At 73.9% G+C, this 12,789-nt stretch carries 12 protein-coding genes; 8 read left to right on the forward strand and 4 right to left on the reverse strand.

What is annotated here, in order from left to right; all coding sequences use genetic code 11:
* Positions 1-20: 20 nt before the first annotated feature.
* Positions 21-554, reverse strand: a complete 534-nt coding sequence (locus ACY3FI_RS02960; protein WP_462549247.1) for a MarR family winged helix-turn-helix transcriptional regulator — start codon at positions 552-554, stop codon at positions 21-23.
* A gap of 156 nt (positions 555-710) precedes the next feature.
* Between ACY3FI_RS02960 and ACY3FI_RS02965 the strand changes: the two genes are divergently transcribed.
* Entirely contained in the window at positions 711-1,874 is a 1,164-nt protein-coding gene (locus ACY3FI_RS02965; RefSeq protein WP_462549248.1) for an exonuclease SbcCD subunit D, read from the forward strand.
* A complete protein-coding gene (locus tag ACY3FI_RS02970) occupies positions 1,874-4,849 on the forward strand; it encodes an AAA family ATPase (RefSeq protein WP_462549249.1) in 2,976 nt (991 codons plus the stop codon). The genes ACY3FI_RS02965 and ACY3FI_RS02970 overlap by 1 nt, the downstream gene beginning before the upstream one ends.
* Before the next feature lie 45 nt (positions 4,850-4,894).
* Here ACY3FI_RS02970 and ACY3FI_RS02975 read toward each other — a convergent pair whose 3' ends face one another.
* Together ACY3FI_RS02975 and ACY3FI_RS02980 are read right to left on the reverse strand one after the other, a co-directional pair.
* On the reverse strand, positions 4,895-5,071 hold the full coding sequence (locus ACY3FI_RS02975) for a hypothetical protein (protein WP_462549250.1): 177 nt from the start codon (positions 5,069-5,071) through the stop codon (positions 4,895-4,897).
* Complete coding sequence (locus ACY3FI_RS02980) at positions 5,068-5,874, reverse strand: class E sortase (RefSeq protein ID WP_462549251.1); 807 nt, start codon at positions 5,872-5,874, stop codon at positions 5,068-5,070. The genes ACY3FI_RS02975 and ACY3FI_RS02980 overlap by 4 nt, the downstream gene beginning before the upstream one ends.
* Before the next feature lie 79 nt (positions 5,875-5,953).
* On the opposite strand from ACY3FI_RS02980, the gene ACY3FI_RS02985 reads away from it, so the two are divergent.
* Entirely contained in the window at positions 5,954-6,391 is a 438-nt protein-coding gene (locus ACY3FI_RS02985; protein WP_462549252.1) for a GNAT family acetyltransferase, read from the forward strand.
* On the opposite strand, the gene ACY3FI_RS02990 is transcribed toward ACY3FI_RS02985, so the two are convergent.
* On the reverse strand, positions 6,388-7,362 hold the full coding sequence (locus ACY3FI_RS02990; RefSeq protein WP_462549254.1) for an EamA family transporter: 975 nt from the start codon (positions 7,360-7,362) through the stop codon (positions 6,388-6,390). The two genes, ACY3FI_RS02985 and ACY3FI_RS02990, sit on opposite strands and share 4 nt — an antisense overlap.
* 36 nt (positions 7,363-7,398) lie before the next feature.
* Here ACY3FI_RS02990 and ACY3FI_RS02995 point away from each other — a divergent pair, with 36 nt between their 5' ends.
* The 5 genes from ACY3FI_RS02995 (at position 7,399) to ACY3FI_RS03015 (ending at position 12,698) form a co-directional block, all read left to right on the forward strand.
* Positions 7,399-8,529: a CPBP family intramembrane glutamic endopeptidase gene (locus tag ACY3FI_RS02995; protein ID WP_462549256.1), complete on the forward strand. Its 1,131-nt coding sequence runs from the start codon at positions 7,399-7,401 to the stop codon at positions 8,527-8,529.
* Between the two features lie 9 nt (positions 8,530-8,538).
* Positions 8,539-10,386 (forward strand): DNA helicase RecQ, encoded by a 1,848-nt coding sequence (gene recQ / locus ACY3FI_RS03000; protein ID WP_462549258.1) that lies wholly within the window; start codon positions 8,539-8,541, stop codon positions 10,384-10,386.
* A gap of 75 nt (positions 10,387-10,461) precedes the next feature.
* Positions 10,462-11,205 carry a lysophospholipid acyltransferase family protein gene (locus tag ACY3FI_RS03005; RefSeq protein ID WP_462549260.1) on the forward strand — a complete coding sequence of 248 codons (744 nt, stop codon included), beginning with the start codon at positions 10,462-10,464 and terminating at the stop codon, positions 11,203-11,205.
* 130 nt (positions 11,206-11,335) lie between these two features.
* Positions 11,336-11,710: a hypothetical protein gene (locus tag ACY3FI_RS03010; protein ID WP_462549261.1), complete on the forward strand. Its 375-nt coding sequence runs from the start codon at positions 11,336-11,338 to the stop codon at positions 11,708-11,710.
* 268 nt (positions 11,711-11,978) lie between these two features.
* Positions 11,979-12,698: a M23 family metallopeptidase gene (locus ACY3FI_RS03015; RefSeq protein ID WP_462549263.1), complete on the forward strand. Its 720-nt coding sequence runs from the start codon at positions 11,979-11,981 to the stop codon at positions 12,696-12,698.
* The last annotated feature ends 91 nt before the right edge of the window (positions 12,699-12,789 follow it).

The following is a 12,789-nucleotide window of genomic DNA, read 5'->3' on the forward strand; positions in this document are numbered from 1 at the left end:
ACGCTACGCGCGGCGACCGGCTACGCGCGGGCCGAGCGGACCTGTCGTTCCAGGGCGCTGCCGAGCGCCGCGAGGTCCGCGGCCAGTCCCGCGCGGTCCACGGGGGCGACCGCCTCGCCGAAGGCCGCGGCGTAGACCTCGCCGAACGAGCGCGCGACAGCGGCGCCGGCAGGGGTGAGGTGCACGATGACGCTCCGGCGGTCGAGCGGGTTCGGGTGCCGTTCGATGTGCCCACGCCGCTCGAGTCGGTCGACGAGCGAGGTCATGGCACCCGTCGAGAGCTCGAGGTCCTCGGTGGCCTGCTTCGGGGTGACGCCCTCGCCGTCGGCGGCTGCCAGGAGGAACAGGAACCGCGCGTCCGACGGGTGCATGCCGTGCGCGGCAGTCTCCTGGTGGAGGACACGGGTGTGCTGCACCTGCAGGGCGCGGAACGCCGTGAGGAGCTGGACCACGGCGGGGTCCGGTCCGGGCGCGACGGCGTCGACGGTCGGGGAGACGGGTGCTGGCGGCAGACCGGTCGTGGTGCGGGGGAGCACGGGGGTACGGTCCGTCATCGGGTGGTCTCCTCGGGCGGGGTGGGATCGGCTGTGCGGTCCATTGAACAGGTGTCTCAACGATTGAACAACCCCCGGAAGGTGGGGAGGCGGTCGGCGTCCACAGGTCGCCGCGGGGCGTCCGACGATGTCCCCGGCCGCCGCTAGCGTGACCGCATGCGGATCCTGCACACCGGCGACTGGCACCTCGGCCGCACGCTGCTCGGAGCCGACCTGCTCGGGCACCAGGCGGCGTTCGCGGACTGGCTCGTCGAGACCGTCCGCGACCGTGCGGTGGACCTCGTGGTCGTCGCCGGTGACGTCTACGACCGTGCGATCCCGCCGGTCGACGCCGTGCGGATCCTCTCGCACGTGCTCGAGCGGCTCGCGACCACCGCCACCGTGGTCCTCACGCCCGGCAACCACGACTCCGCACCGCGGCTCGGGTTCGGCGCGGGGGTGATGGGGGAGCGGGTGCGCATCCTCGCCGAACCCGCCGGCATCGCGAACCCGGTCCTGCTCGACGACCCGGACGGCCCCGTCGCGGTCTACGGCATCCCCTACCTGCACCCGGACCTCACGCGCTACGCCCTCGCCGACCTCCCCGACGAGCCCCTCGCGCGGTCCCACCACGCCGTCCTCGGTGCCGCCATGCACCGCGTCCGTGCCGACCTCGCCGGACGCCCGGGCACGCGCAGCGTCGTCGTCGCGCACGCCTTCGTCGGCGGTGCCGCACCGAGCGACAGCGAACAGGACATCCGCGTCGGCGGCGTCGACCAGGCACCGGCGTCGGTCTTCGACGGCGTCGACTACGTCGCCCTCGGGCACCTGCACGGTCCGCAGCGGGTCGGCGACGGGGACCGCGTCCGCTACGCGGGGTCGCCGCTCGCGTTCTCGTTCGGGGAGCGGCACCAGCGCAAGTCCGTCACCGTGGTCGAGCTCGACGCTGCCGGAGCCGTCACCGTCGAACTCGTCCCGGCACCCGTGCCGCGGCGACTCGTGGACGTCCGGGGCACGATCGACGCGATCGAGTCCGGGGCGTTCGCGGCGGACGCCGACGCCTGGGTCCGGGTCGCGGTCACCGACACCGTGCACCCGGAGCGGATGTACGCGCGGGTGAAGGACCACTTCCCGCACGCGCTCGCCGTCACCCACGAACCCGCAGACCGGCCCGAGCGGGCCGCTGCCCGCCCGGTGTCGGCGACCTCCGACCCGGTCGAGGTCGCGTCCGACTTCGTCGCCTTCGCCACCGGCGCGGCACCGGACGACGACGACCGCGCGATCCTCACCGAGGCGTACGAGGCGGCGGCCCTCGCGCTCCAGCAGGCGGGGGACCGCTGATGTACCTGCACCGGCTCGACCTCCGCGCGATCGGCCCCTACCCGGACCTCGTGTCGATCGACTTCGCGGCACTCGCCGCGTCCGGCGTGTTCCTGCTCGAGGGACCGACCGGCTCCGGCAAGTCGACGATCATCGACGCCGTGGTGTTCGCCCTCTACGGTGACGTCGCCGGCGGTGACTCCTCGAAGGAGCGGCTGCACAGCCACCACGCCGACCCCGCGGTCGAGCCGTTCGTCGAGCTGGTGTTCGAGACGACCGCCGGCGTGTACCGGGTCCGTCGTACCCCGCAGTACGACCGCCCGAAGCAGCGCGGCACCGGCACCGTGCGGCAGCAGGCGTCGGCGCAGCTCGTGCGGCTCGCCGGCCCCACCGACCTCGTCGGCGAGCCGGTGTCCGCCCGCATCCCCGAGGTCGGGCTCGAGATCGGCCGGATCGTCGGGCTCGACCGTGCACAGTTCCTGCAGACCGTGGTGCTGCCCCAGGGTGAGTTCGCCCGGTTCCTGCGCTCGCCCGGCGAGGACCGCCGCAGGCTCCTGCAGTCGCTGTTCGGCACGCAGGTCTACGACCGCACCGCCGACGAGCTCGCCGCCCGCCGTCGGGTCGTCCAGGCCGAGGTCGAGGGAGCCGACGCCCGCGTCCGCGACGCCCTCGCGCGGTTCGCCCAGGCCGCGGCGACGGACGAGGTCGACGAGGCCGCCGTCCGTGACACGGTCGCCGCACTCCGCGCCACGGCAGACGTGGCCGAGGCGGCCCGGATCGCCGCCGTCACCGCGGCCGAGGCCTCGGCTGCACACGAGCAGGCGCTCCGGGCCCGCTCGGTCGCCCGCGAGCGCCGGACGGTCCTCCTCCGTCGCCGAGCCGACCTCGACGCCGCCGTTCCGTCGATCGCTGCCGCTCGTGAGCGCCTCGTGGTCGGGGAGCGCGCCGCACGCGTGACGGTGCTCGCCGACGGCCACGACGCCGCACGGGCCCGAGCGGCGGAGGCCACGGCCACCGCCGACCGGCTGCGCGCAACGCACGACGTCACCGACACGGGCGCCGACCTCGACGCACGCCGGCGCTCCCTCACCGACGTCCTCGCCGGGGTCCGCCACCTCGTGCCCGTCGAGGACGGCTCCGCCGCGCGACGCCGGTCCGTCGCTGACGCAGCAGCCCGCGGCGACCAGGCCGCGGCCCGACTGGTCGACCTCGACGCGGCGCTCACCGCCCGGCCGGCCGAACGTGCCGTCGTCGTCGAGGACGCCCGTGCCGCCGCTGTGCTCGCCGCCGGCGCCGAGGCCGCGCGGCACGAGGTCGAGCGGGTCCGTCGGCTCCGGACCGAGCTCGATGCGCAGGCTGCGGTCGGCCGCCGGGTGCTGGACGGCGAGCAGCGGGTCGCCGCCGCCCGTGCCCGCGCGACCGAGGCGGTCCGCACCGAGCAGGACCTCCGCGAGCGCCGGATCGCCGGGCTCGCGGGTGAACTCGGCGACGCCCTGGTGCCCGGTGACCCGTGCCCGGTGTGCGGTGCCACCGAGCACCCCGTCGTCGCCCGACCCCAGGACGACCACCCGACCACCGCCGCGATCGCCGAGGCGGCACGGGTCGCCCGGGCGGCGGAGGAGACGCTCGCCGACGCGGCCACCGCGCTGGCGCTCGACCGGGCCGAGCAGCAGCGACTCGCAGCGGTCCTCGGCGACACGGACGCCGCCGCGGTGGACGCACTGGCCGACGCCGCCGACGCCGCGGTGGCCGCCGCGCACGACGCCGCGACCCGGGTGGCCGTGCTCGAACGACAGCGCGCCGCGCACGACGAACGCACCCGGGCCCTCGAACGCGAGCGCAACGACGTCGACGCCGAGCGGTCCGTGCTCGTCGCGACCGTCGCGACCGAGTCCGAGCGGCTCGAGCAGGACGAGCAGGCCGTCCTCGCCGCGGTCGACCGTGTCGCCGCGCTCCTCGACGAGCGACCCACGACGCTGCGGCAGGGCGTCTCGACGCTGGACGACCTCGTCGCGCGGGTCGAGGCGGTCGTCCGCGCCGAGGAGCACGTCGTCGCCACCCACCGGGCCGTCGCCGAGCGTGCACAGGACCTCGATCGGGTCCTCGCCGAGCAGGGCTTCGCCGACGCCGCCGCGGCTCGTGCTGCCGTCCTCGCGCACACCGAGGCCGACCGTCTGCGTGCCGAGATCGAGGCGGCGGACCGGGAGCGCGCCGTGGTGGACGCCGGGCTCGCCGACCCCGCGGTGGTGGCCGCCGCCGCGGACACCGACGTCGAACTCGACCTCGACGGTGCCCGGACGGCGCACGGGCAGGCCGTCGCCCTGGCCGACGAGGCGACCCGCGCGGCCGTCTCCGCGGGTGACCGAGCCGATGCGGCGCGGACGTGTGCGGCCGACGTCGCGTCGGCGGTCCGGGCGCGCGAGGACACCTCGGCGCGCAGCCGGGCGATCGTCCGGCTCGCGGACGTCGCTGCCGGGGTCGCCGCCGTCAACCCGACCGGCATCACGCTGGGCACCTACGTGCTGATGCGCCGTTTCGAGGACGTCGTCGCCGCGGCGAACGATCGGTTGCGCGGCATGCTGGCGGGCCGGTTCACACTCGAGACCTCCGACGAGCGCGAGAGCGGTTCGCGGTCGCGGCGGACGGGTCTGGCGCTGGCCGTCCACGACCACACCACCGACACCCTGCGGGGGCCGAGCAGCCTGTCCGGTGGCGAGACCTTCACGGTGTCGCTGTGCCTGGCGCTCGGCCTCGCGGACGTCGTGCAGGCCGAGGCCGGTGGGGTCTCCCTCGGCACGCTGTTCGTCGACGAGGGCTTCGGCACGCTCGACCCGGAGACGCTCGACGACGTGATCGGGCAGCTCGGACGGCTGACTGCGGGCGGTCGTCAGGTGGGCATCGTCAGCCACGTCGAGGAGCTCAAGCAGCGGATCCCGGAGCGGATCGCGGTGCGACGGACGGCCGAGGGCGGCTCCCGGGTCACGACGACGGTCTGACCGCTCCGCGCCCGAGGGCACGAGCGGTGCCGGCCGGTGCCGGTGTCAGGGCGTCGGGGAGACGTCCACCGTGCCGTCCGGCGGCGGCAGGATGTCGGCCGCGACCCAGGGGAACACCCACGTGAAGAGCACGAAGACGATCACCGCGAGCAGCACGAGGAGCTCGAACACCTTGAGGGCGGCGGGCCCCGGCAGGATCCGCCAGACGAACGGGAAGATCACTTCGGCGTCTCCGAGAGTTCGGTCGGGGTGCCCTCCGACGCGGGCATCCAGTAGTCGAGCTTCGCGTGCGTCACGAACCGTTCCTTCGCGGACCACATCGGGTGGCACGCCGTCAGGGTCAGCCAGCGGTCCGCGGCGGTCGGCTCGACACCCGGCTTGTTCGGCACGGCCGCGATGGTCTCGACGTGGTCCGGCGTCACGATCTGCGAGTCGGTGACCCGGTAGACGTACCAGACGTCGAACTTCGTCTTCGCGTCGGTCACCCGGACGACGACCGCGTCGCCGGTCTTCAGGTCGGCGATCTGGTTGAGCGGCTTGCCGTAGGTGACGCGGTGCCCGGCGACGGCGAAGTTGCCCTCGGCGCCCGGCATCGCGGTGTCCTGGTAGTGGCCGAGGCCGATCGTGTTGAGCACCCGCTCGCGGTCGGTGCCCTCGCCGATGGGGCGCTCGTAGTCCTTGCCGAAGCGGGGGATCTGCATCGTGCCGAAGACATCGGTGACCGCCGGGGGCTCCGCCAGCACGGGCGCGGGGCCGCGGTGCTCGGTGCCGACGCCGGTCACGTCGTGCTGCTGGAGGTCCTGGACGAGCTTCGTCTGCTCGTTCACCGCGACCACGTCGGTCCACCAGGCCGTCCAGGCGACGTAGAGGCCGGTGCCGGCGCCCGCGATGATGAGCAGCTCGGCGACCAGGGAGACGATCGCTCCGCCGACGGTCTGCCGCGGGCGGGACGTCCGGCGCGGGGCCCGACGAGCACCGTCGGCGCGAGCGTCGCGCCGGGACGGCATGGTCTCGTGTGCGGTCACGCGGGCTCCAGGGATCGGTGTGGTCCGTATCGTACGACGGCGGCGGGCTGCGTCGTGGTCGGGACACTAGCGTGTGGACGTGACCGCTTCACTGCGCCCCTTCGTCCAGGCCGACACCGAGGCCGTCGTCGCCCTGTGGGAGACCTGCGGCCTCGTGCGTCCGTGGAACGCCCCCCGTCGGGACATCGCCCGCAAGGCGACGGTGCAGCCCGAGCTCTTCCTGGTGGCGGAGGACGCAGCGGGCGAGGTCGTCGGCGCGGGCATGGCCGGCTACGACGGCCACCGTGGGTGGGTGAACTACCTCGCCGTCCGGCCCGACCTGCAGGGCGGGGGCATCGGCCGGACCATGATGGCGGAGTTCGAGCGGCTGCTCACGGCGATGGGCTGTCCGAAGCTGAACCTGCAGGTCCGTGCGGGCAACGAGCGGGTGATCGCGTTCTACGAGGCCCTCGGGTACGCCGACGACCGGACGGTGTCGATGGGCAAGCGGTTGATCCCGGACGGACCGGCCGCCTAGGCGAGGGCGAGCCCGACGGAGGCCACGAACGCGAGGACGATGCCGGCCCACTGCACCCCGGTGAGCCGCTCCCGCAGGACGACGCCGGCCAGCACGACGGTGCCGATCGGGTAGAGGGCGTTGAGGACGCTCACGACCGGCAGCGTCGCCGGGTCGTCGCTGGCGTGCAGCGCGGCCTGGATGCAGACGTTCGCCAGGGCGTCGAGCACCCCGCACGCGGCCACGGTGACCACGACGCCACGCGTCCACCCGGCGCGCACCGCGGCGGCCCCGGGCCCCGGCCGGACGGACGCGCCCACAGCGGAGGCCTCCGGCCCCGACCCGGCCGTCCCACCGCCGTCAGCCGATCCGTCCGGGCGATCCGCGCCTCCAGACCGCAGCATCCGCCCCGACACCACGGCTGCCCCACCCAGCAGCACCGCCTGCAGGACCCGCGCGACCAGCAGGGGAACGATGCCCGAGTCCGAAGGCGTCATGTCGTAGGCCAGCACGATCCCGCCGAACCCGCACCCCGCGACCGCCGCGGTGACCAGTCCGGCCACCGTGACCCGCGCGCCCGTGGTGTCGCGGACCGCGGCCACGAGCACGACCGCGACCACCGCGACCACGAGGGCGACCACGGCGACCGCCGACAGCTCCGTGCCACGCACCACCGCGACGACCACGGGCACGACCGCCGCGAACACGGCCGTCAACGGCGAGAGCACGCTCATCGGGCCGATCGCGAGCGCGCGGTAGAGCAGCAGGACCCCGACCCCGCCGGAGACCCCGGCCACCAGCCCCCACACGGTCGCCTGCCACGTGGCGACGCCGCCGACCAGCGCCAGGCCGAGCAGCAGTGGCGCGATCCCGACGGCCGCGGCGACCGCCGAGACGACCACGGCGCGCAGGCGTCGCGACGCGAGGCCGCCGAGGAAGTCCGCCGCCCCGTAGACGACGGCTCCGGTCAGGCCGAGGACGACGGTGAGCACGGCTCCCATCCTGCCCGGTTCGGTAGCCTGCACGGCGTGAGCGTTCCCTACCACCGCCTTCCCCGCGTCGACGCACGCTGGAGGTGGTGGCGACCGCTGGTGGCCCTCGCCGTCCTGGCCGGGTGGTACGTGGTGTCGCAGATCCTGCTGACCGTCGCGTACTTCGTGCCGCTCGCCGCCTTCGGAGGTGTCGGCAGCGTGACCGGCCTCCTGAACGACCTGCAGCGCGGCTCACTCGACCCGACCGACCCGCTCGTGCTGTCGCTGACGCTCGTCTCGCTCGTCGTGCTGCTGCCGGGCGTCCTGCTCGCGGTGAAGATCGCGCGGATCGGTCCGGCGGGCATCCTGTCGTCGACGCGCTTCCGGGTCCGCTGGGGCTGGACGGCCTGGTGCGTGCTGCCGACGCTCATCATCGCGGCGATCATGTTCGTCGCGCAGACCTGGGGGATGTTCTCGTTCGACGGCGGCTTCGGGTGGGACCACGCCGCGATCGGCCAGTCCACCGTGTCGCTGGGCACCCTGACCCTGACGTTGGTGCTCGTGCTGCTGCTCGTGCCGTTCCAGGGTGCGGCGGAGGAGTACATCTTCCGCGGGTTCCTCATGCAGACCATCGGCTCGTGGATCCCGGTCCGCGTGTTCGGCACGGTCGTGGCGGTGCTCGTGTCGACCGTCGTGTTCGCCCTGCTGCACATCCCGAACGGCTACAACGTGTGGGGCATCCTCGACGTCGGCTCGTTCGGGCTGATCGCCGCGATCATCGTGCTCCGGACCGGCGGCCTCGAAGCGACGGTCCTGCAGCACGCCTTCAACAACATCATGATCTTCGTGCTGCAGGCCCCGGGCTGGTCGCGGATCGACCTCGACTCGTCCAACGGGTCACCGTGGGGCTGGTTGCTCACGCTGGGCACGTCGCTGCTCTACTGGGGCATGGTCGAGGTCCTGGCGCGCTGGCGCGGGCTGGACCGGCGCTTCGCCGGTCACGAGGCGCCCCGGTTCCGGGGGACGCCGCCGGTGTGGGCGGGCGGTCGCGTCTGGACCCGGCCTGGAGGCATCGGTTGGGCAGGTGCGCCGGCCCGCGTCGACGACGGGGCCGGTCCCACCGCCGCCGTCGCGGCCGACGACGAGCGCCCTGTGGAGAAGCGTCTGGGTGTCGCCCGTCGGCCGTAGGCTCGTGGCATGAGCACCGTCCACGCGCCCGCCGACGTGTCCGCCTCGCGCGCCGCGGCGCTCGACGTGCTGCACCGGGTGTGGGGGTACGACGCGTTCCGCGGCGAGCAGGCGGCGATCATCGACCAGGTCGTGACCGGCGGCGACGCGCTCGTCCTGATGCCCACCGGCGGCGGCAAGTCGCTGTGCTACCAGGTGCCGGCACTCGTCCGCGACGGCGTCGGGGTCGTCGTCTCACCGCTCATCGCCCTGATGCAGGACCAGGTCGACGCCCTCGCCGCCAACGGCGTGCGTGCCGCGTTCCTCAACTCGACGCAGGGCCCCGACGAGCGCGCCCGGGTCGAGCGTGCGGTCGTCTCGGGCGAGGTCGACATGCTCTACCTCGCGCCGGAACGGCTCCGGCTCGAATCCACCCGCGCCCTGCTCGACCGTGCCCGCATCGCGCTGTTCGCCATCGACGAGGCACACTGTGTCGCCCAGTGGGGCCACGACTTCCGGCCGGACTACCTCGAGCTCAGCGTCCTGCACGAGCGCTGGCCGACCGTGCCGCGGATCGCCCTCACCGCGACGGCCACGCCGCAGACCCACCGCGAGATCTCCGCGCGACTCGGCCTCGACGACGCCGCGCACTTCGTCGCCGACTTCGACCGGCCGAACATCCAGTACCGCATCGAGCCGAAGACCGGCGCGCTGCAGCAGCTGCTCACCTTCATCCGCACCGAGCACAGCGGCGACGCCGGCATCGTCTACTGCCTGTCGCGCAACTCGGTCGAGCGCACCGCGGCCGCGCTGGCCGACCAGGGGATCCCGGCGCTGCCCTACCACGCCGGCCTCGACGCCAAGGTGCGCGAGCGGAACCAGTCGACCTTCCTGCGCGAGGACGGCGTGGTCATGGTCGCCACCATCGCGTTCGGCATGGGCATCGACAAGCCCGACGTCCGGTTCGTGGCACACCTCGACCTACCGAAGTCGGTGGAGGGCTACTACCAGGAGACCGGCCGTGCCGGGCGCGACGGGCTGCCGTCGACCGCCTGGTTGGCGTACGGGCTGAACGACGTCGTGCAGCAGCGCCGGATGATCGACCAGTCCGAGGGCGACGCCGCGCACCGTCGACAGCTCAGCGCCCACCTCGACGCCATGCTCGCCCTCTGCGAGACCATCGAGTGCCGTCGGGTCCGCCTGCTCGCGTACTTCGGGCAGGAGTCCACCGCGTGCGGCAACTGCGACACGTGCATCGCCCCGCCGGAGTCGTGGGACGGCACGGTCCCGGCGCAGAAGCTGCTCTCCACGGTGGTCCGGCTCGAGCGCGAGCGCGGCCAGCGGTACGGCGTCGCGCACCTCGTCGACATCCTCGTCGGCAAGCAGTCGCCGCGCGTGCAGGAGCTCCGGCACGACTCGCTCGCGACCTTCGGCATCGGCAACGACCTGAGCGAGGGGGAGTGGCGCACGGTCGCGCGGCAGGTCCTCGCCCAGGGCTACGCCGCGGTCTCGGGCGACGGGTTCGGCACGGTCGTGCTCAGCCCGACGAGCGCCGACGTGCTGAGTGGACGGGTCACCGTACTGATGCGGCGCGACCCGGTGAAGTCGTCGCGGGCGTCGCGCTCCCGGCGGAGCGTCGTCACGGACATGCCGCAGGAGGCCCTCGGCCTGTTCGAGGCGCTGCGTGCCTGGCGTGCCGCACAGGCTCGCGAGCAAGGTGTCCCCGCCTACGTGGTGTTCAACGACGCGACGCTGCGCGGCATCGCCGCCGTGAAGCCCGCCGACGAGGACCAGCTCGCCGAGATCTCCGGCGTCGGTGGTGCGAAGCTCGAGCGCTACGGCCGGGCGGTGCTCGACGTCGTCGCCGCGCACGACTGAGGACGCATTCCGCACGGGGCATGCTGCTCCTGGGCGCCTCACTACACTCGGTACCCCCGCCACGAGGAGGTCCGGTTGTCCGGTACGACCAAGTTCACCACCACGCTGAGCCGCGCCGTCGTGACGCCGCTCGCCCGGATGATGTGGCGTCCACGGATCATCGGCCGGCGCAACGTGCCGAAGCACGGGCCCGTCATCCTCGCGAGCAACCACCGGTCCTTCATCGACTCGCCCGCGATCACGCTCATGGCGCCGCGGAAGGTGTCGTTCCTGGCGAAGCAGGAGTACTTCACCGGGACCGGAGTCAAGGGTGCGCTGTCGCGGGCGTTCTTCGGCGGCATCGGCGCGATCGGCGTCGAGCGTGGTGCCGGCTCCGCTGCACAACACGCCCTCGACCTCGGACTCGAGCGGCTCGAGGCCGGCGAGGCGTTCGCGATCTACCCCGAGGGCACCCGCTCCCTCGACGGCCGCCTGTACAAGGGCCGGACCGGGGTGGCCTGGCTGGCGCTGACGAGCGGCGCTCCCGTGGTGCCCGTCGCGCTCATCGGGACCGAGGACGTGCAGCCCGTCGGCTCACGCGTCCCGAAGCTCGCGAAGGTGACGATCGAGTTCGGCGAGCCGATGGACCTCTCCTCGTTCGGCGAGGCGTCCTCCGGCCGTGCGCGACGGCACGCCACCGATGCCGTGATGGCCGCGATCCAGCAGCTCAGCGGGCAGGAACCCGCGAACGCGTACAACAACCCGCCGTCGAGCATCGTCGAGCGGGTGCGGCAGGTGCTGCACCGGGACGACCCGACCGAGGCCGTCGAGCCCGACTGAGTCCCACTCGGGGGAACTATTGCACATATGGAATATCAGTGGTTGAATGAAGTCGTTCCTACGGGGACACGACCAGAACGACGGGCAGCCCGGAAGCGTCCGTCCCGCCACTGACCGGAAGGCAAGCAGCATGTCCTCCACGCCGCTCTTCGACTCCATCGCCTGCCGCGCCGAACAGCCCGCGGCACAGCCCTGCTCGCAGGTGCGACGGTCCGCTCCCGTGCAGCGCCCCGCGGCTGCTCGCATCCCGGTCGCCCCCGCGCCGACCTCCCCGCTCGCCGGAGCGGTCGCCGCCCACGACGCGGCGCTCGTGCCGGCCGCCCTCGTGGCCGCGATCGACGAGATCCCAGCCCGCATCGGTGGTGCGCTCGCGACGGAACACGCCGTGTGTGCCGAACAGCTCGTCCTGGTCGAAGCGGTGGCCGATGCCCTGACCCGCGCGGTCGTCGATGCCGTCGTGCACGAGCTCGACCGCATCGCCCGCGACGGCGTGGTCCGCGCCTGACCGGCGTCGCCGGCCGCTCCCCGTCTCCACGATGGCCACGACGCCCGAAGCGCTGCTGAAGCGCCCACGCGGGTCCGCCCGGCGTGCAGCACCGTCCGTGCCGACGCCCGTCCCGGGTGTGCGGTTCCGCACCACCTGGCGGTCACAAGCCACCGGGGCGGCAGTGTCTCCTCCTGCCGTCCCGGTCTCCACCTGCGTCGCAGCCGATGCTCGACCTCCGCTCCGTCGACCGCGTCCCGCTCGCTCCCGTCGGACCGGACGCTCGGCGATGCACACCCGCCACCCGGGTCGTCTGGACCTCCGCGGTCTCTCCGGCCTCCTCGACCTCCGCCGAGCGACCGCCGTCGGTCAGCGGCTCCCGGCGACGGCTGCAGCGGTCGTGATGTGCCTCGTCGTGACCGTCGCGACGCCCCAGTCGGCCGTCGCTGCCCCGACCGCGACGTCACGGGTCACCGGCATCGGGCAGCACTACACGGCCGCTGACGGCGTCGTCGTGTCCGTCGAACGGGACGGCTTCGGCATCGGCTCGATCGTGCCGCCGGGCGTCGTCGTGGGTGCTGCTCCGTCGGGCGCGCGGTCCGCCGGCGCCGTCCGACCCGTGGCGGGGACGATCCCGACCGCGGGCGGCTTCGGCGGTCGATCGGTGAGCGGGTGCTCCGCATGCTCGACCAGCCACCTGGGCCTCGACTTCGCGGCCGGCTACGGGTCGCCCGTCCTGGCAGCGCTCCCCGGACGTGTCGTCTCCGCCGGGGTGTTCGGCGGGTACGGCAACCAGGTCCTGCTGCAGCACCCGGACGGGACGCAGACCCGGTACGGGCACCTGTCCCGGATCGGTGCCGCCGTCGGGCAGACCGTCGTGGCCGGGCAGGTCATCGGGGCGGTCGGCAGCACCGGCGTGTCGACCGGACCGCACCTGCACTTCGAGGTGATCCTCGGCGGCACGCCCGTCGATCCCGCTCCGTGGTTGGCGGCCCGCGGCCTGCTCTGACCGCCGTTCGCGCAGGTCCCGCCCCGCTGGCGCCGCCCCGAGTCTCGCCCCCAGCGACCGTTCACGGGCTCGGTGCCGCGTGCCGTGTCGC

It is taken from the genome of Curtobacterium sp. RM9, assembly GCF_054956955.1.